The organism is Chitinophaga lutea (assembly GCF_003813775.1).
Classification (GTDB): Bacteria; Bacteroidota; Bacteroidia; order Chitinophagales; family Chitinophagaceae; genus Chitinophaga; species Chitinophaga lutea.
In genome coordinates this window covers 121,155-136,805 of sequence record NZ_RPDH01000002.1, presented here as the reverse complement: position 1 = coordinate 136,805, position 15,651 = coordinate 121,155, and the positions used below count along the sequence as shown (strand labels likewise).

The following is a 15,651-nucleotide window of genomic DNA, read 5'->3' as shown; positions in this document are numbered from 1 at the left end:
TCAGTCGTTCAATGCGTCATAGATCAGTAACTGGTTCCGTGATATCACTTTATCGCCCGGCTGTAAACCACGCTGGATATACGATACCTCGTTGAGCGATTTGGTCACCTTCACTTCTTTCGTTTCGATATTGTAACGGTCTTTGAACACCATCACGAAGTTTTTCCCTTTGTCGAAAATCACGGCCGACGACGGGATGGTCATCATTTCGTTGCCTTCGCGGTAGCGCAGCAGCACGGTGGCGAACATCTCGGGTTTGAGCAACATGCCCTCGTTGTTGAGCCGGATGCGCACCTGCATGGTCTTCGTGTCCGGGTCTAGCACATTGTACACCTTGTCGATCTGCCCATGGAATACCCTGTCCGGGTAGCTGATGGTGGTCACTTCAGCCGGGTATCCTTCTTTCACCCGCGAGATGTCGGTCTCGAAAACGTTCGCCATGATCCATACATCGTCCAGTTCCGAAATGGTGAACATGTGGGCGCTGTTGTCCGAGCGCATTTCCATGCCGTTGTTGATGTTCTTTTCGATGATATAGCCGCTGATGGGCGCCGTCACGATGGAGGTGGCGCCGTTGCCTTTCCGGTAGATCCGGAGCATTTCGTTGATGCGCGCCAATTCTGCTTTGGCGTTGTTGAGCGCGCCTTCGGCGTTCACCACGTCCTTTTCCGTGGCCAGCTGGCTTTTATAGAGGTCCTGCGCCACTTTAAGGCTCTTTTCGGCCATCACCATATCCGTTTTGGCCTGGATGAGCTGCTTGTCGTAATCGGCGATTTCCCCGCTCTGTATCACAGCCAGCACCTGCCCTTTCTTCACATAGTCGCCCAGCTGCACATTGATGTTGCGTACATAACCGCTCACCAGCGGGTAGAGTTTCAGCACCTTGCCCATATCGGGCGTTACCTTGCCGGAAAGGCGCAGTTCGCTTTCCACGGGCCTGATCACGGTGGTATCTATCCGGATAGACGCCATCATGGTGTCGCTCAGCACAAAAGTGGCGGCTTCGGCGTCTTCCGCGTGGGATTGTTTGCAGCTGCTCCAGCCGGTGAGCGCGGCGGCCAGTATCAGCGGAAGCATGTAGTTGACGTGTTTCATCGTACGGTATTAAAAAGTTGCGCGCCGGTGGCGTAATTCAGCTCTTCATACGCCAGCACGCGGTCGTTGAGGAACTTGTTGGTATGTTTCACATGGTCGCTGTAGCTGTTGAAGTAGTCGATGAACTGCAGCAGCGAAATATTGCCTTTCCGGAAATTGCGGGCCACCTCGTCGATAAGCCTGTCGTATTCGCCGTTGAACTGCTTCAGGTCCGTCCACTCGATGCCCTTTTCGAGGGCGCTGATCCTGCGCAACGCCGTGTTCACTTCCACGGCGATGCTCAGGCGCTGTTGTTCCAGCGCGGCGCTTTGCACTTTGACGGTATTTTCCGCGGCTTTGATGTTCCCCTGGTTGCGGTTCCACAGCGGCAGGTCGATGCCCATGGTCAGACCGATGAAATGCGGGGCATAGCTGCCGTTGCGGTCGTAGGTGGCGCCAAGGTGCAGGTCGGGAACGGCTATGGCTTTCTGGAGGCGGTAGTTGACGCCGGCCATTTTCAGCTGGTTATCAGCCATCAGCAGATCCGGGCGGTTGGCCAGCGCAGTGTCCGCCAGCGCCTGGGCCGTATAACCGTTCAGTTTATATTGCAGGAGCACATCGCCGTCTACCACCGGCTCCACCGGACCGGCGCTGCCCAGCAGCAATTGCAGGCTTTGCGAGGCGTCGAGCTCCCGCTGCCGCAGGTCGGTGTAGTCGTTGGCGATGCCGATCTGCAGGGCCTGCAGGCGGATCACGTCAGCATGCGCCACGCTGCCGCTCGAGTCGGCGGAATGATACGCGTCGAGAATTTTCTGGAGATTGGTGAGCTGTTCCTTCAGGACCTTTTCCGTTTCTTTCAGGAAATACAGTTCGTAATAGCTGCTGCGCAACTGCAGCCGGAGGGTGCGCATCAATTCTTTAAAAGCGGCGGCGGACGTTGCCGCGTTCCATTGGGCCAGTTGTACCTGTTTGTTCCTTTTGCCTGCCAGCCGTATCAATTGATCGATGTCGCCTTCAAATTGTCCGCCGCTGCCGATATTAAAGGGCTGCACCTTTTGGATGGTGCCAAAACCGGATGTCGAAGAAAAGGAGGGATTGTCCCAGAGCTTTGCCTGTTGCACGAGCGCTTCGTCCGCGCTCACCTGGTACCGCTGTGCGAGCAGGAGAAAGTTGTTTTGCAGGAACATCGATTCCGCCTGCGGTAAAGTGAGCCGGCGGGCGTCCTGCGCCATGCCGTTCGTTGACAGGAGGATGGAAACAATCCAGAAAATGCCAAGCTTTTTCATCCGTTAATAATTGATCTTTCCGTGATCGGATGAAGCCGGGTTTTCGCTACAGGAATGCAAAGGCTTTCTTCACGCCCGGCTTCATGAACACAAAGCTCCGCACCGGGTATTAAAAGGGCCTTTAAAGCGGATTAAAAAGGGCTTAAAATTATTAAAGCGGCCACATGGACCGCTTTAATACAAATATCATGGTAGTTGAGGATGCTAATCCGCATGCAGCGTTTTCACGGGGTTCATGAGCGCGGCTTTCACGGATTGTACCCCCACAGACATCAGCGCTATGCAGATGGCCGCCAGCCCCGCCAGCGCGAACATCCACCATTGCAGGTCGATCCGGTAAGCGAAACCGCTGAGCCAGGTATGCATGGCGTACCAGGCAACGGGACAGGCGATCACGATGGAGATCAGCACGAGTTTGATGAAGTCGCCCGACAGCATGGTGACGATATTGGTCACCGAAGCGCCCAGCACTTTGCGGATGCCGATCTCTTTCCAGCGCCGTTCCGCCGTGAAGGCAGCCAGGCCGAAGAGGCCGAGGCAGGAAATGAGGATGGCCAGTCCGGCGAAATAGCCGGAGAGCGCTGACACTCTTTTTTCCGCGTCGTACAGCGACTGGTACGAGGCATCCATGAACCGGTATTCAAAAGTGTACCCCGGATTGAACTCCCGGTAAAGCCGTTCCAGCCCGGCGATGGCCTGTTTTTCCCTGCCGGGCGCTATTTTAACGAGCATATTGGTGCATTCGGTGGTGCCTATTTTCAGGAACACCGGCTCCACCGCTTTATGGAACGATTCAAAATGGAAATCTTTCACAACGCCGATCACCTTGCGCTCGGTGCCCCAGAGCTTCACTGTTTTGCCTACCGGGTCTTTCAGCCCGATGGCCTTTACGCCGGCTTCATTGAGGATCAGCGCAAAGCTGTCGGTCGGGTGAGTGGTGGAAAACATCCTTCCTTCCGCCATCTGCATGCCCAGCACTTCCATCGCCCCGAAACTGAGCGTCACATTTTCGAACTTGATGATCTCGTCTTTTTTCCGGCCGGGCCAGTCGAGGCCTTCGGTAAAGCTGTGCTGCCCCACGATGATGTCTTCCATGCTGCTCGCATCCTGCACGCCGGGTAATTGTTTGATCCGGGCCATGAAGGCGGCCGCGTTTTCGCCGGCTTTGCCGTCGCGCTGGAAATAGAGCACATTGCTTCGGTCGTACCCCAGCTGCCGCGTCTGCACAAAATCGATCTGTTTGTACACCACGGTAACGGCCACGATGAGTATCACCGACATCGCGAACTGGAACACCACCAGCCCCTTGCGCGTCCACACTTCGCCGAAGGAAGTTTGCAGGCGGCCTTTCAGCACCGTCAGCGGGTTGAAGCGAGACAGGTACAGGGCGGGATAACTGCCCGCCAGCAGTCCCGTAACGAGCGTGATCCCGAGCAGGGAAGCAACCAGCCTGACGCCGGGAACGAGGTGCAGTTCCTTGCCCGTAATGCGGTTAAACGGCCCGGTGAGCATAGCCGCCAGTAGCAGGGCAACGAACAGCGATATGAACGTCATCATCAGCGCCTCGCACATGTGCTGCCAGATGAGCGAGCGCCGGCTGACGCCCAGCGCCTTTTTGATGCCCACCTCTTTCAGCCGCCGCGAAGCTTTGGCGGTGGAAAGGTTCATGAAGTTGATGCAGGCAATCAAAAGGATGAATACGGCGATGATGGAAAAGAGCCGCACGTAGGCGATCCTGCCGCCCACCGCCGCGCCGTTCTCGTATTTGCCGTAGAGATACGCGTCCGAATATTTTTTCAGGAACAGGGTGATGTTGGAATCGCTCCGCTTCGTGCGGATGAAGCCTGCGATTTTTTTGTTGAAAGCCGCGACATCGGTACCCGGGCGCAGCTGCGCGAAAGTGAGGATATTATAATTGCCCCAATGCAGGTTATTGGGCATGAATTCTTTGATGAAACCGGCGGAAAGCACCAGCTCGAATTGCATGGAGGAATTGGCGGGCACATCTTTGAAAATGCCGGCAATACGGGCATTGCCTTTTACGCGCCCCAGTTCCCAGGGGAACGGTTTGCCCATGGCTTCGTTTTCCGTTTTGTACAATTTCCGCGCAAGCGACGCGGACACCATAACATCATTGCTGCCCGCCATTTTTCCCTGCAGCACCGGGTAGGTGAACACCGAGAAAAATTCGGGCGATGCGAAAATGCCGCCTGCTTTTATGGTAAGGCCATCTGCCGTTATACTGAACTTGTCGAGCCAGGCCGGGTTAGTACACATGGCCGTCTGTTCCACCTCCGGCATTTCGGCTTTCAATGCTTCCGCCAGCGGGAACGGCGAAGCGTCGACCGTTTCGATATGGTCGGCCAGCTGCATGTTCTGCATCACCTGGTACACCTGCTCGTCATTTTGATGGAACTTGTCGACGTGCAGCTCATCGTCTACCCAGAGGTAGATGAGCAGCACACAGGCCAGCCCGGTCGATAAACCGGCCAGGTTGATGAAAAAAGAGCCTTTGAAGCGCCTGAAATTCCGGAAAATGATGAGCAGGTTGTGTTTAAACATGTGTATCTGGTTTAGAAAGCCTGCCAGATGCCAGCAAGAAGGTTGCCATAAAGCAAATGTAGCCATGGTGGCCCATTTACCCAAAAACAACCGGCGTCTGCCTGTTCACGGGCGAACGCCGGTTGTCCGGAAACGGACAGCCTCAGGCCGGTGTTCCCGGCTCCAGGCGGGGCCTGCTTTCCGGCACCTTGTAGTTGCCGGCTACGGTCCCGAACGAGCGCACGAGCCTGTTCCAGGAATTGATCTGGGCCACGGCGAGGCTCCACAGGGCAATTTCCGGGCGGCTGAAGTGCTGGAGCATTTCATAATGCAGGTCGTCGGAATGTTCTTCCGCCGGCATATGGGTGAGGTTTTCCGCGAAAGCCAGTACGGCCTGTTCTTTCGGGCTGTAGTAGGGCGCTTCCCTCCAGGCGGACACGGAGATCAGCCGCTGGATGGTTTCCCCGGCGTGCAGGGCTTCCTTGTGGTGCATATCCAGGCAATAGGCGCAGCTGTTGATCTGGGATACGCGGGTGCGAACCAGTTCGAGCAGGCGGCGGTCGAGGCCCGCATCATCGATGTACGCCTGTACGTGGCGCATGGCTTCAATCAGCCCCGCCGGTATGTCGGCGGGTGAAATTCTTGGTGTCATACTATCAGTCTTTTTCTTTAAAGACAAACAGTATTTCCGTTTTGTGACAACCCCTGGAGGATTTTTTACAGGGCGATCGCCGCGAGCTTCTCCGGGTTGCGGATCAGGTACACGCCGCTGATGCCGTTGTCGTCTACCGTAAACACCTGGCAGGTGGTAAGCTGGCCGTTGAAGTAATACAGCAATGCCGGCTGGTGATTGATAGTGACCGCCCTGATATCGGCGGCATGATAAAACTTCTGGTAGATGCCCAGCAGGAAGGCCTGTACCGCTTTTCTGCCATGTATCGGTTGTATCGCGGCCGCTACCTTGCCGCCGCCGTCGGAGATGGAAGTGATATCTTCGTGCAGCAGCTTCTCCAGGCGGGAGGTATCGCCCTGGTGGATGACTTCGAGGTAACGTTGGAGGAAGGCCTGGTCCTGCTGCCGTACCGTGGCCGGCGGATGGTGGTGCAGCTGTTTTTTGGCGCGGCTCAGCAGCTGGCGGGCGTTTGCTTCCGAGATTTCCAGTGCGGCGGCGATTTCGGCGTAGTCGTAATTGAACGCCTCCCGCAAAATGAACACCGCCCTTTCCCGCGCGTTCAGCTTTTCGAGCAGCACCATCAGCGAATAGCGCAGCACGTCCTTGCCCAGCAACCCGCTGTCCGGGCGGGAGGTATCGACGGGTTCCGGCAGCCACTCGCCGGGATAACTTGTTTTTTTACGTTGGGTGTTGCGGTTGATCGACAGGTTGATGACCGTGCGGATGAGGTACGCTTTGTATCCGTTTGCATGAAGCGTACATAAGCATCCTGCACCAGGTCGCGCGCCTCTTCCAGCACGCCGGTGATGTTGTACGCGTATGTGGTGAGCAAGGGCCGCAGCTGGGCGATCACATCGCCTTCAGCTCCTTCAGCCGCTGAATGGTAACGAGTTTTCTGCATGATCCGAAATCCGGGTTTTGGGTTTTCCTTTCTTTCACCAGCCGTGTGGCGAAAAAGTATACGTTGTTCTTTTTCTCCAGGTAGCCGGTCCACCAGCCGTAATCGTTACCATCGAGGCGCGTCCAGCCGGTTTTGGAGCGTATCGTGTAATCATTGGTCTGTTCCGTGATCATGACACGCTTCAATATCGCAAAGTTACGTTTGGAAAACGGTAATTTCTCTTCATAGACGCTGATCAGAAATTCCACCTGGTTGCGCGGCGATATTTTAAACGGCCCGAAGTTCCAGAAATCCGGGTCGTTGCGGCTGAGATCGCCATTCCCATACCGGCAGGCCTTCAGGTAATGCCGGTACCGCTCCTTCCCTATTTTTTTCGACAGTTCGATAAACGCCCATCCCGCGGATACTTCGAAAGCTCTTTTCACCGTCATGTCTTTATAGATTTCGGGGCGGTAGCCGTACAGCGAGGTATCCGTTTTTCCCGGCCATTTGATCACTTCGTTCTCGTCTTTGATCACACCCGTTTCGAGGGCGATGAGCAGGTTGATGATCTTGAAGGTGGACGCGGGCTGCGAGGGTTTCCAGGCATCGGCGGAATCGGTGCAGATCCACTTTTTGGCGGCGTAGTCATATATGACCGTACTGCCCGGGATGTCGCAGTTTTGTGCGGCGGTCTGTACCGTACAGCCGAAGATGAATATGAACAGGAAACGGAGCATGAGGATGCGGCTTTGATGGAATGCCGCACAAATTAAATCTCTTCCATCATATTTTACCGGGCCTGAACGGAAAAATGTTTACTTTAAAACCCGTTTTAAAATTCCACTATGTTCAAAACTGTTCATTTATTTTTCATTGCCGGTTTATTATGGCCGGATGTACCGGCTTCCGCACAATCCTCTCCTGTCCGTAGCAGCTGGGTATATCCCGGGAAAGACGGCCGGCTGGCCTATAAAACCACGCCGGCCGGCGACCGCATCATGGATTTTTCCTACGCCGGTTACCGCGGAGGCGGCGTACCGCTGCCAATGGTGGCGGAGAAGCGCCGGGTGAAACCTTCCGGCGCCGATGATACCGAAAACATCCAGGCCGCACTGGACGAAGTAGCGAAATTACCCCCCGTGGACGGTTTCCGCGGGGCGGTAGTGTTAGCTCCCGGTGTATTCACCTGCTCCGGTTCCCTGAAGATTGCCGAAAGCGGCGTAGTACTGCGCGGCTCAGGCATCAAAGCCACCACCATCCGCATGACAGGGGGTAAACATGCCGCGGTGGTGATTGATGGCGGGAAGAGGCCCGTCGCCATGCCTGCCGCACCGGTCACCTATCTCACCGGCGCCTACACGCCTGCCGGCACACAGGTCATCAACGTGGAGAACGCCGCCGGTTTCCGCACGGGACAGACCATCGAGATACGCAAACCCGTTACCGATACCTGGATACGATCGATGAGCATGCACGACCTGGTGCGCGACGGCAAGCCGCAAACGTGGATAAAAGCCGGCAGCGCCCTCATCATGCACAGCACCGTCACCGCCATCAACGGTAATCGCATGACCATCAGCGTACCACTGGCAGACGGATGCGATGCGCGTTTCGGCAAAACCTCCGTTCAACCCGCCGCCCCTTCCGGCCGCATCACCGATGCCGGCGTGGAAAACCTGCATATCCAGTGCCCGCCGCTCGAAACAGCGTATGGCGACGCGCCGTATTCCGGCATCCGTATTCTGGGTGACGACTGTTGGGTGAAAAACGTGTACTGCGAAGAAACGATGAATACCACGGTACTGGGCGGGGACCGCATTACGATGCAGCAGGTGTATGTGACGCATACCCACCCCAATCTCGGCGCTTCCAAACCCACCGATTTCAGCATAGAAGGCAGCTGCAACCTGCTCGACCGTTGCGAAAGCACGGGCAGCAATACGTATTTCGTATGGACCGGCAGCCTGAAGCCCGGCCCCAACGTGCTGCTCAACTGCGTATTCAGGGGTCATGGCAGCCGCATCCAGCCGCACATGCGCTGGTCTACCGGCATGCTGGTCGATAACTGTACGGTGCCAGACGGCGGCATCGACTTCCTGAACCGCGGCGTGGCCGGTTCGGGCCATGGCTGGACGATGGGCTGGGCCGTTGCCTGGAACAACATCGCCAGCACGTATGTGATCCAGAACCCGCCGGGCGCCGCCAACTGGGCCATCGGCAATACCGGCACACGGCAGCAGACCGCCCGGCTGTTCGACCGCTCTCCCATCCTGCCCGAAGGGCATTTTGAATCGCATGGCCGCTCCGTTACGCCGCAAAGCCTTTACCTGGCGCAGCTGGCCGAACGCCTAGGCCCGCAGGCGGTCAAAAACACGGGATATCCCAACGGCAATTACTTCGTCCGTAAAAAAGTACAAAAGCTGCCGCCCCTGCCGCGGACGAAAGATGCCGTGATGGGCCTCAACCTGGCGCAGTTCCGGCCGGTGAATACCCGCGGCAACGCCGGCGGCGAAAAGGCGGTAGATGGTAAAACGGCTACGGCATGGACGGTAAAAGACCAGCAAAGTTTTCTTGAACTGGATCTGGAAAATCCGGTGGATATCAGTGCGATCACCCTCTCCGAGCCTGCCGGTGCGGAAGGGCGCATCCTCGGTTATAAAGTGGAGGCGCAAACGGACAGCGACTGGCTGCTGCTCAGTGAAGGCCGTCATATCGGCAGCAAAAAAGTGGATACTTTTCCGGCCGTAACGGCCTGGAAAGTCAGGATTTCCGTTATACAGGCGAAGGAGCAATCCGCCATCAGCGAGGTGGGGTTATACCTGCGCTGATGTGGAAGTTTTTACATATTCCGGGGTACGATCATTCCTGTTTCATTAACCGGCTTTCGATGGCCAAACCCAATTCTTTGGTAAAACCGGTTTCATTGTCGGCGCCCTCTTCGAACCAATGAGTAGCACCCTCATTGTCCTGTTTACGGATAAGAAAGAGCGTGCCGCCCGGTAATTCCAAGATGAAGCTGTCTTCGGACTCCTGTTCGACCTTTACATTGGTTCCTGCTATGGCTATTTGAAAAATTCCCATGGTATGGCTGTTTTAAAAGATGTACCACAATGATTATGCCTCGAATGGGCATTTTATTACATTTAGGCAATTTTTAAAACAACCTTAGCATGGGAACTGTGATTCTTTCGGTGGCGTTTATCGCCTTGTTTACCGGCTGGGCCGTGTGGATGGCGATACGGAAGCGGCGCCGGTGAGGGAACGCAGAAAAATGGCGGAATTCATGAATAACCGCGTTTCCGGTAAGGCTTTAGAGATATTATTTTTTTTAGGTGCATCAATGTTTTAAATTCGTCAATCGTATTTTAAATCCTTGACGACATGAAAAAGTCCATTGCACACGTGCTCACCGGCCGCGAGAAGAAGATCACAGAAGAAGAAACGGTGATACAGCCCCTTCCGCATAAGGATTTCAGATTTGCCAACCCGTTCATCGTGATCCATCACCTGCCGCCGAAACGCATACCGGCCGGTTCCACGCTCCGTATCCACCCCCATCCGCACCGCGGCTTTTCACCGGTGTCGTTCATGATCCAGGGCGAAGGATACCATATGGACAGTGCGGGCCATGCCGGCGATATCGAAGCGGGCGGCATTCAGTGGATGTTTGCCGGGAAGGGATTGCTCCACAGCGAAGGCCCCACCAAAAGGCTGCTGGAAAAAGGTGGCGTGCAGGAGATGATCCAGATATGGGTGAACGTGCCGGCAGCCAACAAATGGGACGACCCCTATTACCAGAACGCGCAGAAACACCAGCTGCCGGAGGTGCTGGAGCAGGACGGCGTGGAGATGCGACTCGCCAGCGGCACCTATGAAGGGAAAAGCAGCCCCATGAAAAGCTTCACCCCGCTCACCGCCATCATCGGCACCATCATGGCCGGCAAAACCGTCAAGATCGGCGCTACGCCGGGTTACCAGGCGCTCCTATATATCTATAAAGGCGCCGCGCAGGTGAACGACCGCGACGAAGTGCGCATGCACCAGCTGGTGGTGTTTGAGCAGGACAACGACGAAATCGAGATCACAGCCATTGAAAATACCGGCATCCTCTTTTTATCCGCCGAGCCGCTGAACGAACCGGTAGCGGCGAAAGACAATTTTGTGATGAACACCCCCGAAGAAGTCGAACAGGCCATCCAGGACTATAAGGACGGCAAATTCGGCACCCTCGAATACTAAAACCACTGCATGAACCGACAACTTTTCGAAAAGCTGGCCGAAGAAGACCGGCTGTCTCCCTCTTCCATGGAAAAAATCAGGGCCGTTACCGCCAGCACGCTTTTCTCCGTGCACTGGGAGCTCAAGACCATCCTCTATCTCGGCGTGCTGTTATTGAGCGGAGGCCTGGGCATCCTGATCTATAAAAACATCGACACCATCGGCCACCAGGCTATCCTGGCGCTGATTGCCGTGCTGTGCGCCGGCTGTTTTTATTATTCGAACCGCCACAAGCTGCCGTTTTCGAGGCAGAAAGTACCCGCGGCCAACGCCTTTGCCGATTACACCGTGCTGCTCGGCTGCCTGCTGTTCATCACCTTCATTACTTATCTGCAGGCGCAATACAATGTGTTCGGCACCCGGTATGGGTCCGCGACATTTATTCCCATGCTGGTGCTGTTTTTCAGCGCCTATTATTTCGATCACCTCGGCGTGCTGAGCATGGCCATCACCAACTTCGCCGCCTGGGCGGGGATTGCCATCACCCCCTTCGAGATACTAAGCAGGAACGATTTCAGCAGCGACCGCATCATTTATACCGGGCTCGCGATAGGGGTCGTGCTGATCGTGGCGGGCATACTCAGTACGGCGAAGGATTTCAAGCAACACTTCTCCTTCGCCTACCATAACTTCGGCACCCACATCCTGCTGATCGCCTGCCTGTCGGCCATGTTTGTGCTGCCCGACTTCATGTTGTGGTTCATCGTGCTGGGTGCCTGCTGTGCCGGCATCTATTACACCGCCATGCAGGCCCGATCGTTTTATTTCGTGGTGATCGTGGTGCTGTATGCGTATACCGGCCTGAGCTACGTGGTGATACGCGGCATCGATGCCAGCTTCCGTGACCTCGGCGGTTTTTACATGCTGCTGTTTTATTTTATCGGATCGGGCATCGCCATGGCGCGGCTGCTCATTGTGCTCAACAAAAAGCTGAAAAAACATGATAGCATATAATATAGCTGATCTGCGGAATGCGGACATACAGGAGGAAGCGATGGCCGCATTCAAAAAAGAATGCGTCACCAGGGAAGAATATGAAACGGTGAAAACCGCCTATCCTTCCGCGCTGTATATGCCCAATCCTTTCATCCGCATCGGGCTGCTGCTGCTGACGCTGGTGATCACCGTGTTTACGTTCGGGCTCATTGCACTGATCATGTTTTCCAATTCGAGTCCCAGTGAAACCACTACCGGGGTGGTGTTGATTTTCTATGGTTTGATCTGTTACGGCGCGCTGGAGTTTTTTATCCGGGAGAAACATCATTACCGTTCCGGGGTAGACGATGGGTTGGCCTGGTCGGCCGCGGTGCTCATTCTTTCCGGCTGTACCCTGCTCTGGGAGCTGGATCCGGATTCCATTACTTTCTGCCTGATCATTTTTGCGCTGGGCGCGTTCTTCGCCATCCGGTTCCTGAACATGCTGATGGGGCTGGCGGCATTTGGAGCGCTGATGGGAGCGCTGTTCTTTGCATTGTCGTGGAACGGGCCGGCCGTGCTGCCTTTCATTTATATGGCCGTCAGTGCGCTGGTATATTTCGCCGCGCACAAATACGCGGGCCATCCCTATCATGGCCCTACGCTGCAATTGATCGAGATCGCCGCGCTGCTGATGTTCTACGTGGCCGGCAACTATTTCGTGGTGCGGGAAACCGGCCAGGAACTGCATGGCCATGATTTCCAGATGGCGGCAGGCTGGCTGTTCTGGCTGCTCACCATCCTGGTCCCTCTCGTATACATCTACGGCGGGATCCGGAAAAAAGATAAAATACTGCTGCGCACCGGCCTGCTGCTGATCGCGTTCATCGTGTTCACCATCCGGTACTACCACAGCGTGATGCCGCTCGAAACCGCGATGGCGCTCGGCGGCGCTATGATGATATTGCTGGCTTATGCGCTGATACAATACCTGAAAACGCCGCGGCATGGTTTCACAAACGAAGAACAGCACGAGGCGGAAACGCTGAAAGGCCTCCAGATAGCCGAGTCGCTGGTGATCGCACAGACGTTCAAGGAAGTACCGCAACAGCCCGACCAGTTTGAGTTCGGAGGCGGCTCCACCAGGGGCGGCGGCGCCGGCGGGGATTTTTGATATGCGGTATATTTTGCTATTTTTAAGCATTAAATCCTGAAACACATGCCACGTTTACTTCTCGTATTGAGCGCAGTTTTCCTGCTCTCCGCCACTCTTCCGAAAAAGAAAAAAGTGATCTTCTTCGGCGATTCCATTACCCAGGCCGGCGTTGGGCCGGAAGGCTACATCACCCAGATGAAAACCCTGCTACCTGATTATGAGCTCATTGGCGCCGGCATCGGCGGCAACAAGGTATACGACCTGTACCTGCGCATGGAAAACGATGTGCTGAGCAAGAAACCCGACATCGTGGTGATCTACATCGGCGTGAACGACGTATGGCACAAAACCACGCACGGCACTGGCACCGACCTGCCCAAGTTCGAAGGTTTCTATAAAGCGCTGATCAAAAAGATACAGGACAATGGCGCGAAAGTGGTGCTCTGCACCCCGGCGGTGATCGGCGAGAAAAAAGACGGCGACAACGAGCAGGACGCCGACCTCGGCAAGTTCAGCAACAGCATCCGCAAAATAGCCCAGGAAACCGGGCTGCCGCTGTGCGACCTGCGGAAATTGTTCCTCGATTATAACATCGAGTATAACAAAGACAATGCGGAAAAAGGCATCCTCACTACCGACCGCGTGCATCTCAACAAAGCCGGTAATGCGCTGGTAGCGAAATCGCTGAGCAGCATCATCGAAAAAATATAATACAGCGTTAATGCTGCAAAGGAACGGGCTGCCCACAGGCGGCCCGTTTTTTGTGCAAAAAAACCCAAAGGAGGTCATACACCATGACAAACACCACCCGCCCCAAAAGGATCGATACCGTTTCCGGGCTGATCAAGGCAAGTCCTGAAGTGATTTACCAGGCATTCCTGAATCCTGAGGCCCTTGCTGCCTGGCGCCCGCCCGAAGGCATGACCTGCAAGGTATACGCCTTCGACCCCCATGAAGGCGGCAGCTACCGCATGGCTTTCATCTATGACAGGGATGAACACGGTGTGCAGGGCAAAACATCGGCACATGAGGACGTGTTCGAAGGGAGGTTCGTGGAGTTGAAACCGAACGAGCAGATCGTGGAAGCGGTGGATTTCGAGTCCGATGACCCTGCGTTTTCCGGCACCATGACGATGACTACCCTGCTCAAAGCCGTGCCCGGCGGCACGAAGGTGACCTTTATCGCCGAAGATGTACCGGAAGGCATCAAACCCCACGAACACTATGAAGGCATGACTTCTTCCCTGCACAACCTGGCGAAGTACACGGAGCAGGTTCCCCGCAGCCAAACCCGGAAAACCTCCTGAACGCGAGAAAAGCGCGGTGGCATGAGGCCCGGTCGACATCCGCCGGATAACCATCATGCAGGAGGTCGTCCCTCCGCCTATCCTATACTGTACATCTCTTTTACTGGTCAACAGCTTGGAATGGTTAAATCTTTGGCGTATTTTCGGGTACGTACACGTGATCACGCGTTTTTCTCGCCCGTTCTTGCGGTATACTGCCTTATTCCTATCATGATTTGATTTTATGCAATATATTTGGGCAGGAAATGGATAATGGCCTCTTCAGGCAGGGAGCGTCCCCGTGGGGCGACGGATGCAGGATAGCCGTTATTACAACGTGAAAGGATATATTAACTTTATCCAAAATCAGCTATGAAACCGCGTATGCGCCATATTTTCCCGCGAGGGAACGCTCATGCGGGTTCCATCTGGCCATTGAATAATCAATTATAAACAGATGAAATCGAATCAACAGGAACCCAACGCCGGTGTGAAAGAGATCGCAAGGCGGGCCAAAGTGTCCATTGCCACGGTAGACAGGGTGATTCATAACAGGGCAGGCGTTTCTCCCAAAACCAAGATCAAGATCGAGCGCATCATACAGGAACTGAATTATCAGCCCAATATCCTGGCCAGGCGGCTGGCCTCCCGCAAGATTCTCAACTTCGCCATCCTGATACCGGCCGTGTCCGGCGAAACCGCCTTCTGGGAAGCCCCGCTGGCGGGCATCCAGCAAGCCGAAGAAGAAATCAGGCAGTTCGGCATCAAAATAGACCGTTATCTTTTCGATATGAACAGCAAGGCCTCGTTTGTCAAACAATCGAAGGCCATTCTCAAAAGCAAGGTAGACGGCATCCTGATGGCGCCTTCGTTCATCGAGGAATCCATCACTTTTACTAACCAGCTCAAGGAAAAGAACATCCCTTACGTATTCATCAACTCGGACATTCCCAACCAGGAAAGCCTGTGCTACATCGGCCCCGACCTTTTCCACAGCGGCTACCTGAGCGCGCACCTGATGAAATACTGCATCCAGCCGAAAGACAAAATACTGATCGTGAACGTATCGCACGAGATCGAGAACCACCACCATCTTCTACGGAAGGAAGAAGGTTTCCGGGCGTATTTTGCCAACAACGATAAACGGATCCTGAAAATAGACATCCGGCAGACCAACGACCGCGCCGTGGAAAAGAAAGTGGCCGAAACCCTCGCTGAGAACACGAATGTGAAAGCCATTTTTGTGACCAACTCCCGCGTGTCGAACGTGGCGCACTACCTTGAAACAACGGGCCGTGCGGATGATTACCTGCTTGTGGGCTACGACTTTCTGAAAGAAAACATCGCTTACCTGAAAAAGGGCGTGATCGACTTCCTGATCTGCCAGAAACCGCAGGAACAAGGCTATAAAGGCATCATGGCGTTGTACCAGCACCTGGTACATTCCGCGCCGGTGGAGAAAGTATCGTTCATGCCGATCGATATCATCACGAAAGAGAATTACGAGTTTTACAGGAACTGAGGTTGCCTGCCGACATCTTCGCATAAAAAAGGGCTTA

The 15,651-nt window shown here is 54.9% G+C and carries 15 protein-coding genes; 7 read left to right on the top strand and 8 right to left on the bottom strand.

Translation table 11 applies throughout. The features are described 5' to 3' along the window. The 7 genes from EGT74_RS12810 to EGT74_RS12785 form a co-directional block, all read right to left on the bottom strand. A complete protein-coding gene (locus EGT74_RS12810; RefSeq protein WP_123846987.1) occupies nucleotides 1-1,095 on the bottom strand; it encodes an efflux RND transporter periplasmic adaptor subunit in 1,095 nt (364 codons plus the stop codon). Continuing rightward, complete coding sequence (locus tag EGT74_RS12805; protein WP_123846986.1) at nucleotides 1,092-2,360, bottom strand: TolC family protein; 1,269 nt, start codon at nucleotides 2,358-2,360, stop codon at nucleotides 1,092-1,094. Before EGT74_RS12805 ends, EGT74_RS12810 begins: the two co-directional genes overlap by 4 nt. Before the next feature lie 204 nt (nucleotides 2,361-2,564). Beyond that, a complete protein-coding gene (locus EGT74_RS12800; protein ID WP_123846985.1) occupies nucleotides 2,565-4,922 on the bottom strand; it encodes an ABC transporter permease in 2,358 nt (785 codons plus the stop codon). A gap of 142 nt (nucleotides 4,923-5,064) precedes the next feature. Next, nucleotides 5,065-5,553, bottom strand: a complete 489-nt coding sequence (locus EGT74_RS12795; protein WP_123846984.1) for a carboxymuconolactone decarboxylase family protein — start codon at nucleotides 5,551-5,553, stop codon at nucleotides 5,065-5,067. A gap of 65 nt (nucleotides 5,554-5,618) precedes the next feature. Beyond that, nucleotides 5,619-6,188 (bottom strand): sigma factor-like helix-turn-helix DNA-binding protein, encoded by a 570-nt coding sequence (locus EGT74_RS12790; RefSeq protein WP_220392874.1) that lies wholly within the window; start codon nucleotides 6,186-6,188, stop codon nucleotides 5,619-5,621. Further along, nucleotides 6,155-6,475, bottom strand: a complete 321-nt coding sequence (locus EGT74_RS27360) for a sigma factor (protein WP_220392873.1) — start codon at nucleotides 6,473-6,475, stop codon at nucleotides 6,155-6,157. Before EGT74_RS27360 ends, EGT74_RS12790 begins: the two co-directional genes overlap by 34 nt. Beyond that, nucleotides 6,424-7,194 (bottom strand): penicillin-binding transpeptidase domain-containing protein, encoded by a 771-nt coding sequence (locus tag EGT74_RS12785; protein ID WP_123846983.1) that lies wholly within the window; start codon nucleotides 7,192-7,194, stop codon nucleotides 6,424-6,426. Before EGT74_RS12785 ends, EGT74_RS27360 begins: the two co-directional genes overlap by 52 nt. Before the next feature lie 108 nt (nucleotides 7,195-7,302). Between EGT74_RS12785 and EGT74_RS12780 the strand changes: the two genes are divergently transcribed. Then, nucleotides 7,303-9,285: a discoidin domain-containing protein gene (locus EGT74_RS12780; protein ID WP_123846982.1), complete on the top strand. Its 1,983-nt coding sequence runs from the start codon at nucleotides 7,303-7,305 to the stop codon at nucleotides 9,283-9,285. Nucleotides 9,286-9,316: 31 nt separating this feature from the next. Here the strand turns inward: EGT74_RS12780 and EGT74_RS12775 are convergent, their stop codons facing one another. Then, the gene (locus EGT74_RS12775; protein ID WP_123846981.1) at nucleotides 9,317-9,538 is read right to left on the bottom strand and encodes a hypothetical protein; all 222 of its coding nucleotides are present in this window, start codon (nucleotides 9,536-9,538) and stop codon (nucleotides 9,317-9,319) included. Between the two features lie 300 nt (nucleotides 9,539-9,838). Here EGT74_RS12775 and EGT74_RS12770 point away from each other — a divergent pair, with 300 nt between their 5' ends. The 6 genes from EGT74_RS12770 to EGT74_RS12745 all read left to right on the top strand — a co-directional run bounded on the left by EGT74_RS12770 (nucleotide 9,839) and on the right by EGT74_RS12745 (nucleotide 15,614). After that, a complete protein-coding gene (locus EGT74_RS12770) occupies nucleotides 9,839-10,696 on the top strand; it encodes a pirin family protein (protein ID WP_123846980.1) in 858 nt (285 codons plus the stop codon). 9 nt (nucleotides 10,697-10,705) lie between these two features. Further along, on the top strand, nucleotides 10,706-11,689 hold the full coding sequence (locus tag EGT74_RS12765; RefSeq protein ID WP_123846979.1) for a DUF2157 domain-containing protein: 984 nt from the start codon (nucleotides 10,706-10,708) through the stop codon (nucleotides 11,687-11,689). After that, complete coding sequence (locus EGT74_RS12760; RefSeq protein WP_123846978.1) at nucleotides 11,676-12,824, top strand: hypothetical protein; 1,149 nt, start codon at nucleotides 11,676-11,678, stop codon at nucleotides 12,822-12,824. Before EGT74_RS12765 ends, EGT74_RS12760 begins: the two co-directional genes overlap by 14 nt. Nucleotides 12,825-12,869: 45 nt before the next feature. Next, on the top strand, nucleotides 12,870-13,517 hold the full coding sequence (locus EGT74_RS12755; protein WP_123846977.1) for an SGNH/GDSL hydrolase family protein: 648 nt from the start codon (nucleotides 12,870-12,872) through the stop codon (nucleotides 13,515-13,517). An 83-nt stretch (nucleotides 13,518-13,600) separates the two neighbouring features. Beyond that, a complete protein-coding gene (locus EGT74_RS12750; RefSeq protein WP_123846976.1) occupies nucleotides 13,601-14,113 on the top strand; it encodes an SRPBCC family protein in 513 nt (170 codons plus the stop codon). A 436-nt stretch (nucleotides 14,114-14,549) separates the two neighbouring features. Continuing rightward, nucleotides 14,550-15,614 carry a LacI family DNA-binding transcriptional regulator gene (locus tag EGT74_RS12745; RefSeq protein WP_123846975.1) on the top strand — a complete coding sequence of 355 codons (1,065 nt, stop codon included), beginning with the start codon at nucleotides 14,550-14,552 and terminating at the stop codon, nucleotides 15,612-15,614. The last annotated feature ends 37 nt before the right edge of the window (nucleotides 15,615-15,651 follow it).